The sequence below is a fragment of the Bacillus sp. ABA4_010 genome, assembly GCF_056159105.1.
Map to the genome: position 1 here is coordinate 2,114,709 of NZ_JBSWUN010000003.1, position 23,230 is coordinate 2,137,938.

General features: G+C 39.4%; 16 protein-coding genes, 11 tRNA genes and 2 other RNA genes. 2 read left to right on the top strand and 27 right to left on the bottom strand.

What is annotated here, in order from left to right; translation table 11 throughout:
• Positions 1-48: 48 nt before the first annotated feature.
• The 7 genes from betB to ACXAEO_RS11845 all read right to left on the bottom strand — a co-directional run bounded on the left by betB (position 49) and on the right by ACXAEO_RS11845 (position 9,830).
• The gene (gene betB, locus ACXAEO_RS11815; protein ID WP_474881138.1) at positions 49-1,512 is read right to left on the bottom strand and encodes a betaine-aldehyde dehydrogenase; all 1,464 of its coding nucleotides are present in this window, start codon (positions 1,510-1,512) and stop codon (positions 49-51) included.
• Between the two features lie 90 nt (positions 1,513-1,602).
• Complete coding sequence (locus tag ACXAEO_RS11820; RefSeq protein WP_474881139.1) at positions 1,603-3,180, bottom strand: BCCT family transporter; 1,578 nt, start codon at positions 3,178-3,180, stop codon at positions 1,603-1,605.
• Positions 3,181-3,366: 186 nt separating this feature from the next.
• On the bottom strand, positions 3,367-4,344 hold the full coding sequence (locus ACXAEO_RS11825; protein ID WP_474881141.1) for an NAD(P)-dependent oxidoreductase: 978 nt from the start codon (positions 4,342-4,344) through the stop codon (positions 3,367-3,369).
• Between the two features lie 217 nt (positions 4,345-4,561).
• Positions 4,562-6,274 carry a sigma-54 interaction domain-containing protein gene (locus ACXAEO_RS11830; protein ID WP_474881145.1) on the bottom strand — a complete coding sequence of 571 codons (1,713 nt, stop codon included), beginning with the start codon at positions 6,272-6,274 and terminating at the stop codon, positions 4,562-4,564.
• Between the two features lie 262 nt (positions 6,275-6,536).
• Positions 6,537-6,818 (bottom strand): hypothetical protein, encoded by a 282-nt coding sequence (locus ACXAEO_RS11835; protein WP_474881147.1) that lies wholly within the window; start codon positions 6,816-6,818, stop codon positions 6,537-6,539.
• A gap of 268 nt (positions 6,819-7,086) precedes the next feature.
• A complete protein-coding gene (locus ACXAEO_RS11840; protein WP_474880048.1) occupies positions 7,087-8,445 on the bottom strand; it encodes a transposase in 1,359 nt (452 codons plus the stop codon).
• Between the two features lie 161 nt (positions 8,446-8,606).
• Positions 8,607-9,830, bottom strand: a complete 1,224-nt coding sequence (locus tag ACXAEO_RS11845) for a cystathionine gamma-synthase family protein (protein ID WP_474881149.1) — start codon at positions 9,828-9,830, stop codon at positions 8,607-8,609.
• A 284-nt stretch (positions 9,831-10,114) separates the two neighbouring features.
• Here ACXAEO_RS11845 and ACXAEO_RS11850 point away from each other — a divergent pair, with 284 nt between their 5' ends.
• Positions 10,115-10,759: a GntR family transcriptional regulator gene (locus ACXAEO_RS11850; protein WP_474881151.1), complete on the top strand. Its 645-nt coding sequence runs from the start codon at positions 10,115-10,117 to the stop codon at positions 10,757-10,759.
• 137 nt (positions 10,760-10,896) lie between these two features.
• Here ACXAEO_RS11850 and ACXAEO_RS11855 read toward each other — a convergent pair whose 3' ends face one another.
• The 4 genes from ACXAEO_RS11855 to ACXAEO_RS11870 all read right to left on the bottom strand — a co-directional run bounded on the left by ACXAEO_RS11855 (position 10,897) and on the right by ACXAEO_RS11870 (position 16,297).
• The gene (locus tag ACXAEO_RS11855) at positions 10,897-12,057 is read right to left on the bottom strand and encodes a M20 family metallopeptidase (RefSeq protein ID WP_474881153.1); all 1,161 of its coding nucleotides are present in this window, start codon (positions 12,055-12,057) and stop codon (positions 10,897-10,899) included.
• Positions 12,035-13,654 (bottom strand): BCCT family transporter, encoded by a 1,620-nt coding sequence (locus ACXAEO_RS11860; RefSeq protein WP_474881156.1) that lies wholly within the window; start codon positions 13,652-13,654, stop codon positions 12,035-12,037. Before ACXAEO_RS11860 ends, ACXAEO_RS11855 begins: the two co-directional genes overlap by 23 nt.
• Before the next feature lie 455 nt (positions 13,655-14,109).
• Positions 14,110-15,342: an aminopeptidase gene (locus tag ACXAEO_RS11865; RefSeq protein ID WP_474881158.1), complete on the bottom strand. Its 1,233-nt coding sequence runs from the start codon at positions 15,340-15,342 to the stop codon at positions 14,110-14,112.
• Between the two features lie 70 nt (positions 15,343-15,412).
• Positions 15,413-16,297 (bottom strand): selenium metabolism-associated LysR family transcriptional regulator, encoded by an 885-nt coding sequence (locus ACXAEO_RS11870; RefSeq protein ID WP_474881161.1) that lies wholly within the window; start codon positions 16,295-16,297, stop codon positions 15,413-15,415.
• 113 nt (positions 16,298-16,410) lie between these two features.
• Between ACXAEO_RS11870 and ACXAEO_RS11875 the strand changes: the two genes are divergently transcribed.
• A complete protein-coding gene (locus tag ACXAEO_RS11875) occupies positions 16,411-17,448 on the top strand; it encodes a YeiH family protein (RefSeq protein WP_474881163.1) in 1,038 nt (345 codons plus the stop codon).
• A gap of 80 nt (positions 17,449-17,528) precedes the next feature.
• Here ACXAEO_RS11875 and brnQ read toward each other — a convergent pair whose 3' ends face one another.
• From brnQ to ACXAEO_RS11955, 16 genes are all read right to left on the bottom strand, one after another.
• Complete coding sequence (gene brnQ / locus ACXAEO_RS11880; protein ID WP_474881165.1) at positions 17,529-18,845, bottom strand: branched-chain amino acid transport system II carrier protein; 1,317 nt, start codon at positions 18,843-18,845, stop codon at positions 17,529-17,531.
• Positions 18,846-19,649: 804 nt separating this feature from the next.
• Positions 19,650-20,504 carry a tyrosine-type recombinase/integrase gene (locus ACXAEO_RS11885; RefSeq protein WP_474881167.1) on the bottom strand — a complete coding sequence of 285 codons (855 nt, stop codon included), beginning with the start codon at positions 20,502-20,504 and terminating at the stop codon, positions 19,650-19,652.
• 84 nt (positions 20,505-20,588) lie between these two features.
• An RNA gene (gene ffs, locus ACXAEO_RS11890) (signal recognition particle sRNA small type) lies at positions 20,589-20,682 on the bottom strand.
• Positions 20,680-20,751 (bottom strand) — tRNA-Gln (locus tag ACXAEO_RS11895). Before ACXAEO_RS11895 ends, ffs begins: the two co-directional genes overlap by 3 nt.
• Positions 20,752-20,803: 52 nt before the next feature.
• Positions 20,804-20,895 (bottom strand) — tRNA-Ser (locus tag ACXAEO_RS11900).
• Between the two features lie 15 nt (positions 20,896-20,910).
• Positions 20,911-21,305: RNase P RNA component class B (gene rnpB / locus ACXAEO_RS11905), an RNA gene on the bottom strand.
• A 36-nt stretch (positions 21,306-21,341) separates the two neighbouring features.
• Positions 21,342-21,424: transfer RNA gene (locus ACXAEO_RS11910), tRNA-Leu, on the bottom strand.
• 127 nt (positions 21,425-21,551) lie between these two features.
• A tRNA-Gly gene (locus ACXAEO_RS11915) sits at positions 21,552-21,625 on the bottom strand.
• A 17-nt stretch (positions 21,626-21,642) separates the two neighbouring features.
• Positions 21,643-21,719: transfer RNA gene (locus tag ACXAEO_RS11920), tRNA-Pro, on the bottom strand.
• 22 nt (positions 21,720-21,741) lie between these two features.
• Positions 21,742-21,816, bottom strand: a tRNA-Cys gene (locus ACXAEO_RS11925).
• A gap of 69 nt (positions 21,817-21,885) precedes the next feature.
• Positions 21,886-21,970, bottom strand: a tRNA-Tyr gene (locus ACXAEO_RS11930).
• A 26-nt stretch (positions 21,971-21,996) separates the two neighbouring features.
• Positions 21,997-22,089, bottom strand: a tRNA-Ser gene (locus ACXAEO_RS11935).
• Between the two features lie 16 nt (positions 22,090-22,105).
• A tRNA-Arg gene (locus tag ACXAEO_RS11940) sits at positions 22,106-22,182 on the bottom strand.
• Between the two features lie 8 nt (positions 22,183-22,190).
• Positions 22,191-22,266 (bottom strand) — tRNA-Ala (locus ACXAEO_RS11945).
• A gap of 28 nt (positions 22,267-22,294) precedes the next feature.
• Positions 22,295-22,371 (bottom strand) — tRNA-Arg (locus tag ACXAEO_RS11950).
• A 283-nt stretch (positions 22,372-22,654) separates the two neighbouring features.
• On the bottom strand, positions 22,655-22,855 hold the full coding sequence (locus ACXAEO_RS11955) for a DUF6501 family protein (RefSeq protein ID WP_474881169.1): 201 nt from the start codon (positions 22,853-22,855) through the stop codon (positions 22,655-22,657).
• Positions 22,856-23,230: the final 375 nt, after the last annotated feature.

A 23,230-nucleotide genomic window follows, 5' to 3' on the forward strand; every position in this document is an offset into this window, starting at 1 on the left:
TACACATTTCACTGAATGATTCAACACCACTTTCGTTTATATAGAGATTTAAAACCAGCGAAGTGGTTTCGGATTTATATTGGTATAGATGTGCTTGACTTCTGTGTACTCTTCTATACCATGATGGCCAAGCTCCCGTCCGATTCCTGATTGTTTATATCCACCCCAAGGTGCTTGTGTAAGGGTTGGATGATAATCATTAATCCATACTGTCCCCATGCGCATTTGTTTAACCATACGTTCTGCCTTATTCATATCTTCTGTCCATACAGCACCAGCTAAACCATAATCACTGTCATTGGCAAGTTGCACGGCTTCTTCTTCTGTTTGAAATGTTTCAACCGTTAAAACAGGACCAAACGATTCTTCTTGTGAAATTTGCATCTTTGAATGGCAATTGATAAAAATAGTTGGTTCAATAAAAAAGCCTTTTTGCAGTTCAGGGGCTGTTGGACGTTTTCCTCCTACAATCAGTTTTGCGCCTTCTTCTATGCCTTTTTGAATATAGGCCTCAACATTCTGCAAGTGTTCATTCGAAATTAGCGGACCCATTTGCGTTTTTTCATGAAAACCGCTGCCAAGACGAATGTTTTTCGTACGTTCTGCAACGGCTTCGACAAACTGATCATGAATGGATTCTTCAACCAGTAATCTGGCTCCTGAAGAACATACCTGTCCTGCATGAAAGAATACAGCGTTTAAAGCATAGTCTACCGCTGTTTCAAAATTGGCATCAGCAAATACGATATTGGGGTTTTTCCCACCTAATTCAAGCGAGATTTTCTTAAAATTGTTCGATGCTGCCTTCATAACATGACGACCTGCTGTTCCACCCCCTGTAAAGGAGATTAAATCAACATCACGATTTTCCGCTAATTCTTGACCAACAACAGAACCAGGACCAAGCACTAAGTTCACCACTCCAGCTGGAATGCCTGCTTCCTCAAAAATTTCGACTAGCTTGATAGTCGTTAACGGTGTGATTTCGCTCGGTTTAATTACCATCGTATTTCCGGTCGCCAACGCTGGCGCAAGCTTCCATGATGCCTGCAGCATCGGATAATTCCACGGTGTAATTAAACCACATACCCCTACCGGTTCACGTACAACTCGACTTATTGAATCAGGAATCGGTGAATCAATCATAATACCAGCTTCTTTATCGACTAAACCGCCATAATATTGAAACGCATCGGCAACCCCATCTGCATCGGCCTCACTTTCAACGAGCGGTTTTCCTGTGTTCAATGATTCAAGCTCCGCTAACTCCGAGCGATTTTTTCGGATTAGATCAGCAATTTTTAATAATCGTGTGCCTCTTTCAGAAGCACTCGTTTTTCGCCACTCCCCAAAATCAAATGCCGTTCTAGCAGCTTGAATTGCCGCAATGGTTTCTTCCCGCCCCGCGCACGGAACAACGGCGATCACTTCTTGGTTATAGGGATTGATAATTTCTTGTGTTTGCTGGGAATTTGCTTCTATCCACTTTCCGTTAATGTACATTTTTTTCATGACTAACCCTCCCATTAATGCTTTCTATGATTTATTGCTATTATCATATTGATCAAACTCATCATGTTATAAATGGAACTTGTTGACCCCTTATGAAGGCACGTTTATCGGTTCTTCTTGAAGAGATGTTTGCACGGGTTGATTGTTTTCTTTATAAATAGTTGAACGATTCATCGAAGCTCCTAATTTCCAAAGCACGCCGGTTGCCCCAAGTACGATAATTAACCCTGGCAATGCCCCAAGATTAGCAAGCATTTTTACACCGTTAATGCCTGCATAGGCGGTCATCGACCACGAAACGATCCCCATTAAACTCCCAAAAAAGATTTTGATGCCAATATGATTTTCATTGCTTAAATCATCAGCATTTAAGCCGCGACATATTGACGCAATAGCTTCCGTATTAGAATCTGCTGCTGTGACGTATGAGATGAAGGCAATAAAAATAAAGATAGGAATTAATAATTGACTAAGAGGCAGTGCATCAAACAGCATATAAATCACACTTTCCGCCCCATTTTGTTCAAGTGACGATCTAAAGGCGCCACCACTCGCTTCATCAAAAAAGATGGTGCTGCCTCCAAATATGCCCATCCATAAAATCGCAAAGAGTGATGGGAAAATTAATACAGTCATCATAAATTGCCGAACGGTATAACCTCGTGATATCTTCCCAAGAAATAGTGCTGTAATGGGTGCCCATGCAAGCCACTGAGCCCAATAAAAATTAGTCCACCACTGAGGCCATGAATCTTTAAAAATGACACCTGTATTCAAGCTTTGATGAAGGAAATTCCCAAAATAGGACCCAAGACCATCTACACTTGCTGATAAAATGTAATTAGTTGGACCTACAATTAATACAAACGCCCCTAAAGCTAATAATATTTTAAAGTTAAAATCAGAAAGGATTCTAATTCCCTTCATTAAACCGCTAACAGCTGAAATAACAACAGTCGCTACAATGAGAAGGCAAATGATAGCCAGAACAGTTGGAGAAGCAGGAATGCCAGCCACCCTCTGTAAACCGCCAGATAAGGAAAGAAGGCCTTGCCCTAATCCAGATGACATCCCAGCAATTAATGCTAACAAAGCAACCGCATCAATAATCTGCCCGCCAATTCCTTGAACGTATTTCCCAAACAACGGTGATAACATTCCACCAATTGAATAGTTGGCTTTTCGATTGTAAAACGCCAACGCAAACGCCAATGAAGGGACCGCATAAATGGCGTAAGGTGTGAATGACCAGTGCATAAAAAGGGTCGCAAAAGCAAATGTTTTTGCTTCTGCGCTTCCTGCTTCTATACCAAGAGAAGGAGGTGGCTCATAAACATGGAACATCGGCTCAGCTGCTCCCCAAAAAAGAAGACCTACCGCAATGGTTGTGCAAAGAGTAATAGAAAACCAGTTTTTCTTTGATAAAAGCGGTTCTGCATCCGCTCCTCCTATCTTCACATGGCCTAATGGCGAAAAATAAGCCCATGCACAAGTGCCAACGAAAACGACCGATGAGACACTTAAAATCCAAGCTAAATTGTTCATAATCCATGTGTTGATTTTTTCCATTACCGCTTGAAATGCCGCTTGATCTAGAAAACTTATCACCACTGCAGCAAGAAGAATAATCACTGGGGCAAAAAACACAATCGGCCTAATCCCTCGCAAAAACCTCTCCTCCTCGAACCCCCTTTAATTGGAAAAGGGGGTGATATTGTATTTTCACATCACATTCCTTAAGCAATCCACAACCGCCGTAACCGCTTCCAAAATGAAAGTGATTAATTCCTCCATTACCATTTACATCCATTTTGTTTGAAAACTCTCTCTTCTTCTATTTTTAATCAAAACGTTTTAATTAGTTGTCAGCTCTGCTGTTAATTCTGCCGGAAACCCATCTGCACGAAGCTCTTCTCCTACTTCATCTTCAAGAAGTTTCACAATTTGCGGCGACTGTGCTGAACCGCCGTACTTGTTTTTTCCTTCTTCAAAAATATCCGCCACAAGCTTTGCGAGTCGAACAGGAACACCGAGTTCCTTTGCATTCTCCAACACAAAACCAATATCTTTTTGAACAAGGTCCATTGTAAATCCAATGTTATAGCTGCCATTAAGAATCACTTGAGATTCGGTTTCATGAACGAAGCTGTTGCCAGAACTTAGTCGAATGGCTTCAAATGCTACTCCAAGATCAATGCCTGACTTTTTCGCAATCATGAGCGCCTCCCCAACACCTACTAAATGAATAAAAGCAAGCATATTAGTAATGAGCTTGATTGCCGTTCCCTTTCCAAGTTCTCCAATATATAAAACCTCCCCACCCATGACTTCTAATAAAGGCTTCACACGGTCATAAATTTCTTGCTTGCCCCCTCCTAAAATGGTCACCTCACCAGATTTCACGAGGTGAACTCCACCAGTCACCGGTGCTTCAAGCGTTTCAACCCCCTGTTTCATCGCTATTTCTGAAAGACGGATAATTTCATCTCCAATGTTTGTACTCATCTCAATCCAAACAGCGCCAGGTGAAAGTGTTGTAAATGCCCCCATCTCTCCTGTTAAAACTGCACGAACTGCTTCAGAAGAAGGAAGACACGTAATAAGCACATCACAACTCACCGCCATTTCAGCCGGCGACTCCGCCCATACAGCCCCTAAACGCAACAACCCGTCTGCCTTTGAGCGATCAAGATCTGTTACCGTCATTTCATATCCTGCCCGCACTAAATTATTCGCAAGTCCCATCCCTACATTACCAAGTCCAATAAATCCAATTTTCATCATTGAAACCTCCCCTTTAGTGCGTGTACGTTTTTGTCCACGCTTTTCCACTTATAATTATTTGAATTTTCATAATTATTAACAGGCAATTTTCGTGCCAAAAAAGAAGAGATTTATTTTTTAACGTAAAACCCTATTAAATAGCTCCATACTTTTTTAACTAAGCTAGTTTATTAAAAAGAGAGAGGCAATCTAGCATTGCATCTCTTGTCTTAACAGCACACTTAAAGGTGCAATCTGATAATGCACGCCTACTCATATTGCCCCTTTATACAAAGTCATTTAAACCATATTTTTTTATCCGATACTGCAATGCTTGTCTGAATATCCCGAGTTCTTTTGCTGTCTTTGTTATATTCCCTTCATTTCTCTGAAGTTTTTCCAGAATCACTTGTTTCTCTACATCATCCAATATATCCGCTAAATTTTTTGAGTAGTTTACAATACGTTTCGTTTTCGTAGCCGGCACTAAAAATTTCTTCTGTAAATAGATTGGCAAATGGTGCTGCTCAATCATTTTATCGTCTGAATCTACTAAATTCATGGCACTCTCTACGGCATGTTCTAGTTCCCTTACATTCCCAGGCCATTTATAGTCCATGAAGATGGACAATAATTCATTCGAAATGCCCTCAATAGAATGGCCAAATTCCTCATTGTATTTCTTTATAAAAAAATCGATAAGCATAGACATATCATCCATCCTTTCTCTTAACGGAGGGATGGATAATGTAACCGCACCTAATCGATAATAAAGATCTTCTCGCAATCGTTTATTTTTGATAGCTTCCACTGGCTCCTCATTTATCGAACTAATAATTCTGCACCGCACTTGCCGCTGTACTTTGTCCCCTATTCTCCGTACTGCTTTTTCTTGCAAGACTCGTAATAATTTAGCCTGTAAATGAATGCTCATAGAATTGATTTCATCTAGAAATAATGTCCCGTTCTCCGCTTGCTCAAACACCCCTTGAGAATCAATCGCCCCTGTAAAGGCCCCTTTCACAGTGCCAAAAAGGACACTTTCTAGTAACGTATCTGGAATGGCTGCACAGTTAATCGCCACAAATGGTCCTTCTAAAAACTTGCTTTCATTATGAATACTTTGCGAAAAAAGTTCCTTTCCTGTACCTGTTTCACCGAGAATCAATACATTAGAATGGTTTTTTGCGATCTTTTTTGCTGATAGAATGGTAGTGTTTAGCGCTTCATTGTTCCCGATGATTGTATTAAAAGTGTATTGCGTCCCGTTCTTCTCGTTTAGTTCATCCGAGAGTAAACGCTTTCTTAATTCGGTATTTTCATCCATAAATTTTTTAATCATCGTAATGTCCCGAAGAATTGAATACACAGCTACTGTCTTTCCCTCTTCTTTATAAGGGACGACACTTGTAATCACATCAAACTTCTTCCCTTCGATTGATTCATATTGGTTGTATATATCTTTGACAGGCTTCCCCGTCTTTTTTACAATGCTATGATAACCTTTTTGTTTTGTTTGATCTGTAAATTGGTACATATCCGTCATCATTTTTCCAAGATACTCTTCACGGTTGATTCCTTCGATCGTTTCACAGGCTTTGTTATAAAAAATAATTTGATTCTTTTCATCCGTAATTTGTATCCCTACATTAATATCATCGAGCACGGTCTTTAATAAATGATTCTCTCTCCTCAGCTGCTTCCATTCACTTATTTCTTGAAAAAGAATGATAGAATGTCTCGTAGTGCTATCCATTTGGTGCTGTTCAATCGTGAAAATCCGCTCTTTCTCATGATCAAACACCTTCATTTCTGTTTTGAACGTACCTTCATCACGTAATTTCGATATTATCTTATCGATTTTCCGGTAATCGTCCGATTTGTTATATAAAGATAGTACAAATTTCGAGAAAGAATCAATCGATAAAATATCCCCCGCCGCATTTAAAACAACGATCCCCATCGTTTGACTTTGTTCGAGTGGCTTTATAGATGTCATTTCTATCCTCCTGTTCATTTAAACTAAAATTACTGTACATAGTAAACCAAGTATAAATAATTATCCATAATATTCAAAAAGCATACGATGAATATTATGGATATTTAATAATGACGTTTGTATAAATACACTTTTACGCATTGCATGTACACGACATTATTTGCTTGAATCATTAACACAACTGAAAAAAATGTTGTGTTTAAGTCCCAGTTGCTCTTTTGAAACGGTTGTCACTAAGTACTATCGCATTCTTTACCGTACGTTACTTTTCTATCTGAAAGTTATACTTCTTATTGATCTTCCGTCCAATTTCCTCTAAGAACGCTTCAACTGTCATGTTTTCTACTTCTTTTGTATACCAGGCAAGCTTGGCTCCTTTGTCGGCACCATTATATTCGACATTTAAAGGAATGTATCTTTTCATTGAATATGTATAATCGAACTTAACAAATAATTGATTGTCTCCTGGGCAATCTAGGAACACTTTGTAAATCGGATTCTTGTACTCTGGTTCAAATTTCACTTTTCTAATTTTCGCTAACATGTGACGACTCCTTTTTTAATACCATAGTTTAAAGTGTAAGTATATTATACAAAACGCCTCGCTTCATTCATAAGCGAGGCGTTTATTGTGCATCTTCTACTCATTTAAATTACTTTGGGACTTAAATTGTCTAATTCCTATTCCTGAAAACCCGTTCCTTCGTTCCATCGGTCAAATTACTTTCAACGCTTTTTATATGAATCAATTTCATAATAGTTTCTTTTCCTTAGTTGGAAGGACAGAATTTTAGTCGTTTCTTTTTTTAATGCTAAGCGGCTTGACTCATTTCTTTCATTTGTCGATTGATTCGATCTACGGCCAATTTCGAGGCATTATAAACAAGCGTTACCAGATCGAAATGAACTTTTGCTCGTTTTCCAGATCGATATCGGACGTTTTTCAATTGAAAGAATTCTTTTAAATAGGCGTTCACTCGTTCAACGGCACTCCTCTGATGGTAAAGCTTCTTCCAAGCTTCTGACCCACGGCCTGGGGCGCTATATTTCCGAATATCTGTCTCCATCTTGATTTTATAGACCTTTTGACAAAGGGAATCGTGAGCTAACGGACAGGTTTTACATTCGTTTGGCTGCGTATATTTCAGAGTCTGATACTTCTCATCAAAACTATCATAGCGATACGAGTGTTCTCGTACGCAAGTGGGCGCGAAATGTTCATCAAAACCAAGGGGTTCTCCTTCGTTTCGCTTATTATAAGCAATAATGGCTTTGGCTTTCATACGATGAAGCTGCGTATAAATCGCTTCGTAATCATAGCCTGCATCGAATACTCCGTACTGAACGGTCAACGAAGAAAGCCGTTTTTGAAGACCCTTTAACAGAGGAATCGCGGCTTTTCCATCATTCAAACTGGCCGATGACATGAGAGATTGAAGAATATATTGGCTCTTGGATCCAACCGCCAAATGGGCTTTGAATCCAAACCAAAAGGCGTTCTTTCCTTCACTATTTTTCTTGATCCCCCAGTTTGGGTGTAAAGGTACATCTGTCCGTAGGGTTTCAAGACTGACATATAGTTGATCTTCTATCGTTTTCTCGTAAATAGTTTTTTGATCATCTCGCTCTTGTTTTTCTTGTTGATAGGCTTCTTGTTCAGCCTTCGGTTTACGGCCACGCTTTTTTGGTTCGGTCTTTGGCTTCTTTTCTTGTGGCGTAGCCCGGTCTCGAGACTCGAAATGTGTCGCATCAAACGAGACCACATCATCGTCAATAAACCCTTCTTGAATGGCCTGAAGAAGAACGGTTTCTTGAACCGTTTCTAGTGCCTTCGATTCGCTTAACTTTTGAGTGAACCGAGAAAAAGAAGCCTCAGAAGGGATACGATCAGAAAAAAGAAACCCACATTCAAGGTGGAACATAAAATCGTTTCGTAACCGTTTGACGAGATCTTTGATGGTGGGAATTCGTTCCACAATACGAGCAACGAGGGCGTAGATCATCGCTGGATAATTTAATTCAGTAGGAGCGCCGTACACCGTCTTTTTAGACACGGCAAATAATAATGGCTCTATATTCAGTGTCGAAAAAATGGCTTCAAATCGTTTTGTTGGTTCTAATTCATATAAATCCTGCATGCCAAACAGGCTTCCTTGTCGTATAATAGACATAGGGAGTCACCTTCCATTCTTGTGTTGTTTTAGTGTGGTTACTAAACAGTATACAAGAATTTAGGGAGGTACTCCTTTTTTAAGTTCTTAAAAGCCTTGGGCGACAAAGGCTTTAAAATATGAAATTGATTCATATAAGAGTTTTTACAATATTAAGCCCTTTACCTACCACTACCTGTCACTGGTAGTTGTGATTCCAAATGAGCAAAAGCTTGTTCTAAATCAGAAATAAGATCTTCTGTATCTTCAATTCCTACAGAGATACGGACCAAACCTTCCGAGATTCCAAGAGCTTTTCGTTCTTCAAGTGTACACTCCACATGACTAGTCGTTCTTGCAGGACCATATATCGTTTCAACAGCTCCAAGATTTCCAGCTCTGTTTGCGTATTGTAACTTTGGCAATAAAATTTTGATGGCTTCCATTTCATCTTTCAATACAAAACTTAATATTCCACCAAAACCTCTCATCTGTCTCTTTGCGATGTCATGATGTGGATGTGTTTCTAATCCGGGATAATACACCGCTTCTACAAGTTTTTGTTTTTGCAAATACTTTGCGATTTCCATTGCACTCTTTTCCTGCTGACGCACACGAATTTTTAACGTTTTCATCCCTCTTAAAATAAGGTAGGCTGACCAAGGGTCCATCGTTGCTCCGTTAATTTCTCGATAGTGATAAACTTGCTTCATCAGCTCTTTCGACCCACATACTATGCCACCTAATGCGTCGGCATGTCCGCTTAAAAATTTAGTAGCACTATGAATTACAATATCAACTCCTAATGGAATCGGATTTTGATTAATTGGGGTAGCAAATGTATTGTCTATAATCACCAATGCCCCTACTGACTTTCCAGCTCTCACCATTCTCTCAATATCCGTAATTTTCATGGTAGGATTAGTAGGAGATTCTAGATACAACACCTTGCATCCTTTAGCTACTTCGGCTTCCATTTCTTCATGATTTCCTGTGTTACATAACTGTACATCTACATCGATATTTGGTAAAAATTCAGTAAAGATTTTATTCGTTCCTCCATAGGTATCTTTAACAGATACTACTCGATCCCCAGGCCTTAAAAACGTATATAGCGTGCTGCTAATCGCAGCCATTCCAGATGAGAAACCAACAGCTGCCTCCGCTCCCTCTAGGATTCTTACTTTCTCTTCCAGCGCTTCAACAGTTGGATTGGTCATACGATTATAAATATGCCCAGGTTTGTTTCCCATGGCTACTTCCTGCCATTCATCTACATCATCATAGTTGTAGGCTACACTAAGTACTACTGGGACTTGGGTTGCATTGTAAGCAAGAGATTCTTTTTCTCCTGCCCATACAGCTTTTGTACCATCTTGTACAGACCTTAACATTTTCTCATCCATCTCTCACACCTCAAATTTCGATTCAAACTTTAATAAATATATTGTATATTGTATAATATACTGAATTGTCAGAAATATATTTGTACTACAAACATCATATACTGAACTTTTTACTTTTTCAACCATTTATTTCGCGTAAAACGTGCATTTTTATTTAATCAATAGAAGAGATATTGAAGAAGCCAAAGGGCTCTGTTACTATGAAAATACAAGATTTTTCATATTGTATATTGTATATTGTATATTAGATAACATAGCTTTTAAATTAGGGGGAGGGAGATACTGTGAGAAAGCGTTATCACTCATTAAAAGATCATGTATATAATCATATAGCTCAAGAAATTCAAAATGGAACCTTACTTCCCAATCATAAGATAAACGAAGTCGCATTAAGCGAAAAATTAGAAGTAAGTAGAACCCCTGTCAGGGAAGCATTAATCCAATTAGCTTCGGAAAATTTACTTGAATATTTTCCTCGAAAGGGGTTTATCGTCAAAGAAATCGATACGAAGAAGAAGCTTGATGTTTTTCAAATTGTTGGTGTGCTGGATGCCTTAGCAGCTACATTATCTATCGCACATATTACAGAAGATGATATTGAGCAAATGGAAAAGTTAGCAACACAAATTGACCTAGCCATTTCACAAAAAAATTATTCCGATTATCAACAATACCAAAATGAATTCCACAAAGTATATCTACATAAATGTAAGAACGATACATTAATAGACCTTCTTAACTCCTTGCAAAACAGTTTCGTTAGACAAATTTATTTGAGTAAAGACGAAGAAAAACTTTTTACCGTGTTAGAACAAATGAATGAACAACATAAACAAATTATTGATTCCTTTAAAAAAAGAGATAAAGAAAATTTAGAAGAGCTTATTAAGAATGAGCATTGGAAAATAACGCATCTTGATATGATATAGACTATATCGTTCATCAACGATTGAATCCATTGGGTAAGTGTCGAAAAAATATTTTTTCGACACTTACCCAAATAGCTATTAGTCAATATGTAAAACACGTTGTTTTCAGCATGAAGTCCATCTACATGTGTAACGGGTTAACATGGCGACTCTTGTAATAGTTGTAGTTGTTTCATATTTTTAGCAATAGACATAATGCCTCTAGTTACTTCCTTAATTTCCTTTATTCCCACTCTTTCATCTTCTGTATGGGCATGGATAAAATTCCCTGGTCCAAAGTACAGTGTATCTGTATGAAAATTGGCAAGCGTTCCTCCTTCAGCCCATCCACCAAATACACCTACCTCTAGTTTCCTACCAAGCTCCTTTTCTAATAATGATTTAAGCTGCAAAAATTTTTGTGAATTACTGTCAAATTCCATCGGTACAAAATCTACTACTGTTTTTGTTTTATACTGGAAAGCTGGATAGGTTTCTTTTATTCTTTTCGCTACTTGATCAATCTCTTCTTTAAAATCATTGATGGATTCATTTGGAAGATATCGTTTATCAATTACAATTTTGCAGCTGGATGGAACACTATTTGCTTGAACACCACCGTTTATTACTCCAACGTTCATTGTAGCTTCACCTAATAAATGATGAGAATTCCTCTTATATTTTTCTTCCGTATATTTTTTATATGCCATTATGAATTCACATGCCATATAAATGGCATTTTCTCCAAGCTGAGGAATAGCAGAATGAACCGTTTTACCAATAAACTCTACTTCCATAAAAGCATTCCCCTTTTGTGCAACCATCAATTTTAGGTCAGTCGGTTCCGTTATAATCCCGATATCACAGCGAGGCAATAACCCTTTTTCAAAAGCTGATACCGTTTGTTGTGCAGTAGTTTCTTCATCAGTAGAATACATTAAATAAAAATCACCCTTCAGATGATGATCACAAATGTACTTAAATGCAGCATAATGACACGCACATCCTGACTTCATATCACACGACCCACGTCCATAAATTTCCCCTTTTTCTTCAATCGGATTTAATGGGTCATTTACTCCATCTAAAGATACAGTGTCAAGGTGTCCATGTAATAAAAGCTTACGTCCTTCTCCATTTTTATAATGGGCAATTAAATACGGGTTGTCACTATGATGATCGATAATTTGTACATCTGCATCTGTTTCTGTCTTTATTTTTTCATACATAAACTCTACTATTCTTCTTTTTCCTTCTATTGAAAAAGATTCTATACTAATTAGTTCCTTTGTTACTTCAACTGCTATGTTCTCGTACATTCTTATCCCTCCCGTATAATCGCATCTCATCAGATTCATTGCTAGATGCACCTGATATTTTTAATTGATGATTTTGGAGATCTGTTCTTATAGCCTTTACTGCTGACCAAATGAGAAGAATATTAATAAAAAACATCGGAACTCCGAAGATGGTTGTAAAAGACTGCAATATTCCTAATATATTTAATCCGTCGACGACATGTTCCAAATATAAAATAGCCACTGGCAATATCATAAAAATGCATCCCCACATTACCTTGAACCACTTATTCGGCTCTTCGTTAGCTCGGAGGTTTTTAGACGTCAGCATGGCTACCACTGTTGAGACACTCGTTGCAGTCGTTGCCAGATTAAAAAATACTAAAATAACAAAAACGAAGATCGCGATTGTTGAAATCGGCATCGTTTTCAACACAGCAAGTGTAGCTACACTGTTCCCTTCTGCTATTGCAATGTCTGAGAAGTTCGCAACTCCATTTACTTCTAGCCCCATACCATAATTACCAATCGTCCCAAATGAAATCCAGCATGCTAATGGCAAAAAGATTGTAACAGCAAGTGAAATTTCTCTAAACGTTCTCCCGTAAGATACTCGTGCTACCCATAAGCCAATTGATATTGATAAACCTAAATACCATGCCCAGTAGAAGATTGTCCAGTTCTGAATAAATCCTGTTTGAGCAACTGCATCTGTATAAAAACTCATCTTAACAAAATTGGTAATATTATTCCCCACAGCCATCACAAAGTTATTGAACATAAATGATTTGGGACCTACTATAAAGACAAATAAAAAGAAGGCTAGTGCTAGATATATATTAAAATTACTGATTTTGGCCATACCTTTTGAAATTGATTTTGAAGTAGCACTAATAAAGAATAGGCAAAACATCAAGATTACTGCAATTCTAAGGGTAAATGTATTCTCAATATTCAATAAGTCCGCTATTAACTCACCTATAACTGATGTCCCTAATCCTACTGTAATTAAAATACCGCCTATAAAACCAAACGTTACTACACCATCAATCATTAACTTTAAAAAGGAATTTCTCCCTTTGTCTTGGTCTAACACTTCAGAACATATGTCAGAAATTTTCATTGAACCTGCTTTACGATTCCAATACATATAGCCGATGGCTAAAGATGCTGGTAAGTAGAAGGCAGATGCTGAAAATCCCCAGTGAAACATGCCATAAGTCGATGCTATTTCATATGCTTCGACAGATTTAGGCTGGATACCAAATGGAGTTCCATGCACATAGTACATCCATTCTACTGTTCCAAATATGAGAATTCCTGCTGCTAATGATGAAGTGACGATCATTGATATCCACGTAAACTTCGTATAATGCGGTTTTGCCCCCTCTCCCCCAAGCCGAATATTTCCATACTTTGAGGTCATGATAAAAACTGCAAATATCGCACAGCCAAATCCAATTAATAAAAAGATTCCTGCAAAATCTGTAGTCATTATTTTAAAGAAATTGTTAATCAAACTTGATGTTTCATTTGGCAAAAATGCAATAGGCACCACAAGGCCCATTAATAACGTTAAAGTTACTGCAATTAATTTATGATCTACTTTTTTAATCACGCTATATCCCCCTTTAACACACATTATTAGTTCCTTTCATCCTCTTAAGACATCAGTATGACCTTTTCTACATTCTCACACATGTATTTGTTATCTTGAGAAATGCCTTCGTCATTGCTTAATATTAAATAAATACAATATATTGTATATTGTATTATTCAAAAAAGCTGAATAGTTAGAAAATATACAATTAAAAAAATTCTATACTAACCTGTATTCCTTTGCAATATTTTTTTCCATTTCATTTAATTAGATCGACCGAAAGTAATAGAACATATTTACATTATATCAAGTAATTGTAAATTTATAGCAACCATACTTCCATTTAAACAAATTCAGCCACACCCTGTCATATCTACGACAAGATGTGGCTGATAAATTGAACAATCCGTGTATTCAATAAGTTTGAATAGTGGAATTAATGCCTTAAAAAGTCCTTTTCATCAAGGTTTTCCTTAAAACGCCCAATTTCCGTTTCTAAAAATCGGCTCTTTCGTTCCGTCGGCGAGTTCGCCGTCGATATCCATCTCAGCAGACCCAATCATGAAGTCCACATGGGTAATGCTTGTATTCGCCCCGTGCTGTTCGAGCTCTTCTTTGGACATTTCTTTTCCACCTTCTAATGAAAAAGCGTAGGCACTGCCAATGGCGAGATGGTTAGACGCATTTTCATCAAATAACGTATTATAGAAAATCGTATTAGACTGAGAAATTGGAGAGTCATGTGGCACAAGGGCGATTTCTCCTAAGTAGTGTGACCCTTCATCCGTTTCTACTAATCGCTTCAACGTTTCGTAGCCCGCTTCCGCTTGAATGTCAACAATACGTCCGTTTTCAAATGTTAACGTGAAGTTTTCAATTAAGTTGCCGCCGTAGCTTAACGGTTTTGTACTTGTGACGGTTCCGTTTACTCCTTCTTTTAATGGAAGAGTGAACACTTCTTCTGTCGGCATATTGGCCATAAACGCCTGCCCTTTTTCACTGACACTTCCAGCCCCAATCCAAATGTGCTTCTCTGGAAGTTCTACAGTCAAGTCTGTTCCTGGTGCTTTATAATGAAGTTTTTTATAATGTTTGCGATTTAAATAATCTGCTTTCGTATGTAACTGTTCGTCATGCTCTTTCCACGCTCGCACTGGATCTTCTAGGTTAATTCTCGTTGCGTTAAAGATTGCTTCCCATAAAAGCTGAACCGCTTCCTCTTCTTCTGCTTGCGGAAACACTTTCTTCGCCCATTCTTTTGATGGTACAGCAATAACGGACCAGCTTACTTTATCTGCTTGAATGTATTGACGGAAGGTCGCCATCGCTGATCCAGACGCTTTATTCGCTGCTGAAATACGGTTTGGATCAATGCCTTTCAATAAGTCTGGATTGGAAGCTGTAATTGATAGAAAAGCCGCTCCATTTTCCGCCATTTCTTCATATCCTTTTGCTTTCCAACTCGGAAATTCATCAAACGCCTCATCTGGCGCAAGTTCATATTTCGTTCTCGTAAGTTCATCATCATTCCATTCAACGTGAACATTTTTAGCTCCAGCCTCATATGCCTTCTTCGCCGCTATACGAACGAATTGTGCGGCAGTAAGCGGTGCATTAATAACCAATGTTTGCCCTTTTTGGACATTGACGCCTACACGTACAGCCAAATCAGCGTATTTCTCGAGATTTTGCTCGAAATTTCCCATATTTTATCTCCCTTTCCTCTAATTTCTTTCATTTTAGCACGAACATAGAACACATTCTAGCAAACCGTATTTATTCCGCCTTCTCTTGAATATAGCGCAAAAACACGTCTGCCGTTTTTTTCAGTTGAATTCGATCAGAGTATACCGCTGAAAATTTCCGTGTGAGTGATTTTTCCCTCATCGGCAGCAGCGTAATTTCATTCAGTTCCACTGCCCGTTTGACAACTGATGACGATAAAAGGGAAATACCGAGCCCGCTTGCGACTGCCTCTTTGACTCCTTGGTTGCTGCTGATGGTAATGAAGCCTTTGACCCGGAGGCCGTGCGAACGTAAAAAATGATCCATATATTCACGTGTGCCTGATCCCTTTTCTCTCGCAATCCAATCATGGTCCTGCAAATGTTGAAAAGACGGCTGGTGAATGACCGTTAAAGGATGCGATTTCGGCGCAACTACCACCATTTCATCTTCCATAAATGGCTGAATCGCCAGCTCTTCATGATGCACCTGTCCTTCAATAAGGCCAATATCAACTTGAAACAAGCGAACCATCTCGTTAATATGATTTGTATTGCCAATGGTCACTTCAAAGTCGACATGTGGATACTGCGAACGAAATTGAGCAATGAGCCATGGAAGAACGTATTCTCCAATTGTAAAGCTGGCGCCAATTTTCAATGTTCCCTTCATTTGATGATGATACTCGAGTAAATCCTGCTTCGTTTTTTCATACAGTTCTACAATTTGCTTTGCCCGACTGTACAATAACTGACCTGAAGGGGTAATGTGAAAATGCTTCGGAGAACGGTCAAACAACTTCGTTTGAAACTCCGCTTCTAAATTTTTAATGTGGAGGCTAACGCTCGGTTGAGAAAGGCGCAGTTTTTCTCCTGCTTTCGTAAAGTTTTGCTCTTCCACAACAGCTAAAAAAGTCCGTAACGCGTCTTGATTCATTGCAATCCGTCCCTATCATTAATTTTTTTAATGATAAACATCATTATTCTATATTTTACTTAATGATTGAACTGAAATAAAGTAAAAGTAGCAATTCAAAAGGACGTGAAGCAATGGAAACTCAACTTGCACAAATGGAGAAAGAAAAAAAGACTTCGGACGCTTTTGGCAAAGGAATAGGGCTGACGTTTCTCATCGCGTTAATCGCTTATGCGATCGCCGCCATACCGTACATGTCGATTTTCGGTCCGCTCGTACTGGCTATTTTAATTGGCATGCTTTGGCGCGGCATGTTCACAGTGCCCCTCCACTATTCATCAGGTATTACTTTCTCTAGTAAAGTACTCCTTCGTGCCGGCATTGTTCTGCTTGGGATGCGCTTAAACTATGTAGAGATTTACGAAGCAGGGGGTCGTGTCTTTTTATTATCTCTCATCGTCATCGCCTTTACTCTCCCTGTCGTCTACGGACTTTCCAAGTGGTTACAAGTGCCTTCTAACGTCGGTATTTTAACAGCTTGTGGAACGGCCATTTGCGGGGCAGCTGCCATTGCCGCTATCTCCTCGCAAATGAAAGCAAAAGAAGAAGAAACGGCGGTCAGCGTGGCCATTATTGCTGTATCGGGAACGATTTTTACTATTATGTATGCCGTTTTTTATCCGCTTTTTCCAATAACACCAGAGCAATACGGCTTATTAGCAGGCGCTACACTTCATGAGATCGCCCATGTCATTGCCGCCGCTGCTCCAGGCGGACAAGAAGCGTTAGATATGGCGGTCATTATGAAATTGACACGTGTCCTGCTTTTAATTCCGGTTGCATTTGCAGTGGGCATTTGGCAATTGAAGCGCTCTTATCAAGAGGAAGGTAGTTCGAAAAAAGAAACGCTACTGCGCGCTCTATCCATTCCATGGTTCATTGTCGGATTTTTAGCGATGAGCGGCTTAAATACGCTCGGTATTTTGAATGAACAGATTACCTCTTTGATGGTGACAGCGGCCTATATGCTCATGGCCATGGCGATGGCTGGATTAGGCTTAAATGTCGACATGAGAGCCTTTAAAACATTAGGTAAGCAAGCATTAATTGGTACACTTGCTGGTTCTGTACTGCTATCTCTGCTCGGTTTTTTACTCGTTTTCTCTTTCTAAACAACAAAAAGCGGCTTGGAACAAATCCCAAGCCGCTTCCATGGAAGCAAAGATATTTTTGAGGTTCATGCCAATCCAGTTTAATTGGCAGCTGGCTTTCGGACAGCATGGTTCCATCCCCACACATACCCGATTGCTCCCCCGATAAAAGCAGGAAGAAGCCAGCCGAGCCCAACACCATATAACGGAATATATTCAACTAAAGACGTGACAGCTTCAAGATTTAGGTTAAGCATGTTCAACCCGTCAAAAAAGCTGACAATACCCGTTCCAATTAGGGCGCCTACGTAAATAGAGCGTGATCCATGAAAAACATTATGAAAAAGTGACAATACTACAAACACAATTGTAATTGGATAAAGGATAATTAAAACTGGAACCGACAGCGCAATAATTTGATTCAGTCCAAGATTAGCTACTACTAAACTAATCATCGTAATAATGGTGACGAATGTTTTATATGAAATGGACGGAAGCAGTGTCTCGAAATACTGGCTTGTTGCTACAATTAAGCCGACACAAGTCGTGAAACATGCAAGAACTACAATCAATCCAAGCAGCATCACACCGAAATTGCCATATAACGTTTGAGCTGCCGCCGTCAACATGACGCCTCCATTCTCAAACGTGCCGGCCATTTTTGCGCCAAGTAATCCAATCGTCACATAAACGATGGTCAATCCAATGCCAGCTACGAGCCCGGCATTTATGACTCCTTTTAAAACTAGCTTCTGGTCGGTTACTCCTTTCGATCGAATTGATGTCACGACAACAATTCCAAACGCGAGCGCACCAATTGTATCCATTGTCAAATACCCTTCCATAAAACCAGCTAGTACTGGAGAAGATGCATACTTTTCACTAATGGTCCCAAGTGGCCCGTTAAATTCGAGAAGACTTCCCGCTCCAATTAACGCAATGGCCAAAAGTAAAACTGGTGTCAGTAAGCTGCCAATTCGATCAACCAGTTTGGAAGGATTTAAACTAACCGAATACACAACTATAAAAAACAAGATGCTAAACACCAATAAAGCCATACTGACATCATTAGTAGATAAAAAAGGCTTTACTCCCATTTCGAATGCTACGTTGGCTCCTCTCGGAATCCCCATGAAAGGTCCGATGGACAAATAAATAGCCGTTGCAAAGATCACACCAAAGACAGGATGTACACGACTTCCAATTGTTTGAACACCGTCTTTTGCCAGAGCAATGGCCACTACTGTAAGAATCGGTAGCCCTACACCTGTCATGATGAACCCTATAATAGCTGGCCAAAAATTCTGACCTGCTTCTTGTCCTAAAAATGGAGGGAAAATTAAATTACCTGCCCCAAAAAACAAAGCAAATAACGTAAGTCCAACTAGCATGGTGTCTTTTCTTGATAGTGATGCCACAACTTGACTCTCCTTTTTTACCGAAAAATTCTGACAAATAACACCTGAGAAGAACGTATTTGGAAAATGTTTTCGATTTTCCAATCTACTCCAAAAAAAAGACGCCCTAAAAAATAATAGGGACGATTATTTTTGCGTTTCTACCCTCATCAAGTACTCACCACGTTCATCTCTTGAAAAACTAATCGATAAAAGTGAATTAGTACTATATTCAACGACACAACGGGCAACAACTTTTCATATAGAGTGTTCATGCACTCGTTCTTTTCAGTAAGGTTACTTGGCAATTCAATAGTTACTATAGTATACGCGTTTATTTTGTTTGTCAATAATGTTTTCTTACTTTTTTAAAAAGGAAGATTTCACAAAAAAGTATCTCACCTTTCCCTAATAATTAAGTAAACTGCTGCTACCTAATGCGCACTTAAAGTACACTACTGAAAATGAACTTTTTTATTTTAAAGAGAAGCTTAATTTATATCTGACAACTTAAAAGTTATCGTTAAATGAAACTTCATTCTAATCAATTCGTATATGCAAATAAATGGATAGGAGGAGGTATAATGTTTTTTGCCGCATTATTAATCATATTATTAGCAGTAGTTACTGACTATTATTGGTTCAACAGAATAAGAAAAACGCTGTTAATTATATATCAACAGCGTTTTTCTTATTCTGGCTATTGTCATGACTAATCATCTATTTTAAAAATTGAGAGATGGATTGTTTTTACTACTTGTATGAAAAACAAAGTCCCCTACTAATTCCTAGGGATTATTGTTTTGGGCAAATTTTTTTGTTTCTTTATGCAAATGCGCGATGAATGGCCTCTTCCAGCGCATCGGACGGGACTTGGACATAGCGTTTCGTCACATTTATATCAGAATGACCGGCTAACTGGGCGACTGTCGCCAAGTCCACCCCATTTTGAATCAGTTCATAGCAAAATGTATGACGCAATTTATGAGGATTCACATCATATTTTTTCAACATATACTGAACAGCCCTTGTAGATATGCGCTGCCCCACGCTAGAAATAAACAACGCTTCTTGTTGAGTTGTTTGTTTTGCACGATAGCACTCCAAAAACTGACTGGCATCTTTAGAAAGAGGAATTACTCGTTTGACTTGACCATTTCCTCCTTTAATTCTCAAGACAAAATGACCAGCTGTACGCGAGATCACATCATCATGATTTAGCTCACAAAGCTCGGATACTCTTATACCTGTATGAAGCAACACGTAAACAATAGCTGTATCACGAAGATTTCCTCTTTGCTTTACAGCTTGAAGCAGGCGCTCTCTTTCTTCTCGCTTCAATCCATCTGGCACTGTATCCGCAAAAGCAGGACTAGCAGGAGAATGAATGTCTTCCACAAGACCGGGGCGACCGATAAACCGAACAAACACACTTACAGCCGCTAACACTTTTCCAATGGTTGCAGCACTTTTTCCTTGGTGCTCCATTTCACGAAGATACTCTTGCACATCTTCTCTTGATAATTGTTCCATTGAACGATTTTTCGATGCTATCCACTTGCTGAAAGCTTGCAAAACCCCTCTATAGGTCTTGATTGTATTTTCTGTTTTTTGCTGCTGTTTCAGCCAATTACAAAACGGTTCAATGAGGGAGGCGCTCCCTCCATCGTTATTTCCCACCGTCTATTCCTCCTGTCTATTTTTCCAATGCGGTCTTAATCATATCGTAGCATGCTTTAAAGAAATGAAACATAATAAAAAAGTAAATACTAAAATAGTCCAAACAGCTTCCGCTACTCATGGCTGCTGCATTTCTGCCCTGACCTGTTTGTAGCTTGACCGTTGGACTGTTTGACTGGGCTAGCTGGATTCGAACCAACGCATGACGGAGTCAAAGTCCGTTGCCTTACCGCTTGGCTATAGCCCAATAATAAAAATCACGCTTAGTATAATAACCGAAATCACCCATTTTATTCATATGGCGGAACAGGAGGGATTCGAACCCTCGCGCCGGTAACCCGACCTACTCCCTTAGCAGGGGAGCCCCTTACAGCCTCTTGGGTACTGTTCCGTCAGGTATACAAAACCTCATAAGCCGCGTTCTGTTCACCATGTACTGCAATCGAAGCAGACTTCTCGTACAAGGTGGAGAATCATCTATCTCACCGCTATCAAAGCGATGGTGTCTATATCGGTTGAATTCCCTCAAGACACTTCCCCTACCATTTTATTTGGGTTTCTCGCTCGTGGGGTTTACCTCGTTCCACCTTCAAGGTTTCCCTTAAAGCTCCGTCACTGTGGCACTTTCAAGGTATTCACACCATATCCAACGGACTTAGGTGTTTTCCCTGCCGTCAGCTCAAGATTCAACTCAAGCTGCCCTGACTTATCGTTTCGCCAGGCACGAACACTACAGACATCTCAGTCTGTGCGAGCACGGACTTTCCTCACAGATCGAAATCTGCGCGATTCTCTCTGGTTTTGTATAAAGTTATAACAAGGGCGATTTTCTTTAAGTGCAGCCGAGAGGACTTGAACCTCCACGGGATTGCTCCCACTAGGCCCTCAACCTAGCGCGTCTGCCATTCCGCCACGACTGCATATTACTAACATAGCTAATCATACCCCTTAACTTCTTTGAAATTAAGTTCTGCGAAGTTATATTGCAAAAAAAAAATAAATTTTTCCATCCATTTCAGCATACACTAACTTATCGCATATAATAAATGGAGCGGGTGATGGGAATCGAACCCACGACATCAGCTTGGAAGGCTGAGGTTTTACCATTAAACTACACCCGCATACAGAAATCCTCTTCTGGTCGGGAAGACAGGATTCGAACCTGCGACCCCTTGGTCCCAAACCAAGTGCTCTACCAAGCTGAGCTACTCCCCGTCTTTACGAATCACAAAAACTTTGGAGGCGGCAACCGGATTTGAACCGGTGAATGAAGGTTTTGCAGACCTTTGCCTTACCACTTGGCTATGCCGCCTTTATAAAAATATCATATCATACTCATTCTCAGAAATCAAGTTCTACGAAGTTGTACAAAAAATAAAAATGGTGGAGGGGGACGGATTCGAACCGCCGAACCCTGAGGGAGCGGATTTACAGTCCGCCGCGTTTAGCCACTTCGCTACCCCTCCATATGAAGATGTATAATTTAAAATAGTGGCGGAGGAAGAGGGATTCGAACCCCCGCGGACTGTTACACCCCTGTCGGTTTTCAAGACCGATCCCTTCAGCCGGACTTGGGTATTCCTCCACTACATTAATAAATATGGCGCGCCTGACAGGAGTCGAACCCATAACCTTCTGATCCGTAGTCAGACGCTCTATCCAATTGAGCTACAGGCGCATATTTTATGGTGGAGCCTAGCGGGATCGAACCGCTGACCTCCTGCGTGCAAGGCAGGCGCTCTCCCAGCTGAGCTAAGGCCCCATGTTTTTTTATTATTTCACTTTGTTTATGGCGCGCCCGACAGGAGTCGAACCCATAACCTTCTGATCCGTAGTCAGACGCTCTATCCAATTGAGCTACGGGCGCATGTTTCAAAGCGACTTTTAAATTATATCATCTGTTCGAAGTTTAAGTCAATACTTTTTTCGTCATCACCTTTTCTTCATCGGCGACAAGAAATATATTACCTAATCTTTCGAAAGAAGTCAACACTTATTCAAAAAAATAATCAATCTATCTTGTATGCTTAAGAGCAACTGCTTTAGCATACTTCATCATGCTGTTTTTGTGAAGCTTTTTTCACTTAACAAAAGGAACTTATCTCAAAAAAAGATGACCCGCTTCTTCCACCGGGTCACCTTTTAAAACATTATGCTTCAAAATAATCTTTGTAATAACCGCCTACATGGCCTGTATTGTCAACGACGAAATAAAACTCTTCTGTTTCGTTTTTGACTTCGTATGTTTTCCCAGCAGTTAATGCATTATTCACCATATACTTCTCAGCATTCGTATGTACGCATTTGACCGTTTTGACGGTGTCGCGATCTTTCCATGTTAAATGAATCATGTTCTTCACTCCTTTTCTACAAAACATTATATCTTTATATTAACGAAAAATAACCGAAAATCCAGTTTTAATTTTCGAATAACTCTTTCTTGACATTTTTTCTGTTTCCACGCATAATATCAAACAAATATAATGATAACGAAAACAGTGCGGGACTAGTAAATTAGGCGGAATGTGATAGAGAGTGGAACCCATCGGCTGGAAGGTTCCTCACAGGAAACGATTGAACCTACCCTCTTTAACTGCTTATGCAAACATAAGCCGTTTTTCCACGTTACGGATTGAGGTGGATGCTTTAGCATCAACAAAGGTGGTACCGCGGAGCGATGATTCCGTCCTTTTTTAGGACAGAATCATCGCTTTTTTATTTGTAAT

Excerpts from the sequence above, each read along its gene's own strand:
- ACXAEO_RS11840 (WP_474880048.1), bottom strand. The coding sequence starts at position 8,445 with ATGTCTATTATACGACAAGGAAGCCTGTTTGGCATGCAGGATTTATAT.
- ACXAEO_RS11875 (WP_474881163.1), top strand. The coding sequence starts at position 16,411 with ATGGAAACTCAACTTGCACAAATGGAGAAAGAAAAAAAGACTTCGGAC.
- betB (WP_474881138.1), bottom strand. The coding sequence starts at position 1,512 with ATGAAAAAAATGTACATTAACGGAAAGTGGATAGAAGCAAATTCCCAG.
- ACXAEO_RS11835 (WP_474881147.1), bottom strand. The coding sequence starts at position 6,818 with ATGTTAGCGAAAATTAGAAAAGTGAAATTTGAACCAGAGTACAAGAAT.
- ACXAEO_RS11855 (WP_474881153.1), bottom strand. The coding sequence starts at position 12,057 with ATGTACGAGAACATAGCAGTTGAAGTAACAAAGGAACTAATTAGTATA.
- ACXAEO_RS11870 (WP_474881161.1), bottom strand. The coding sequence starts at position 16,297 with ATGAATCAAGACGCGTTACGGACTTTTTTAGCTGTTGTGGAAGAGCAA.
- ACXAEO_RS11955 (WP_474881169.1), bottom strand. The coding sequence starts at position 22,855 with ATGATTCATTTAACATGGAAAGATCGCGACACCGTCAAAACGGTCAAA.
- ACXAEO_RS11830 (WP_474881145.1), bottom strand. The coding sequence starts at position 6,274 with ATGACATCTATAAAGCCACTCGAACAAAGTCAAACGATGGGGATCGTT.
- ACXAEO_RS11845 (WP_474881149.1), bottom strand. The coding sequence starts at position 9,830 with ATGGATGAGAAAATGTTAAGGTCTGTACAAGATGGTACAAAAGCTGTA.
- ACXAEO_RS11865 (WP_474881158.1), bottom strand. The coding sequence starts at position 15,342 with ATGGGAAATTTCGAGCAAAATCTCGAGAAATACGCTGATTTGGCTGTA.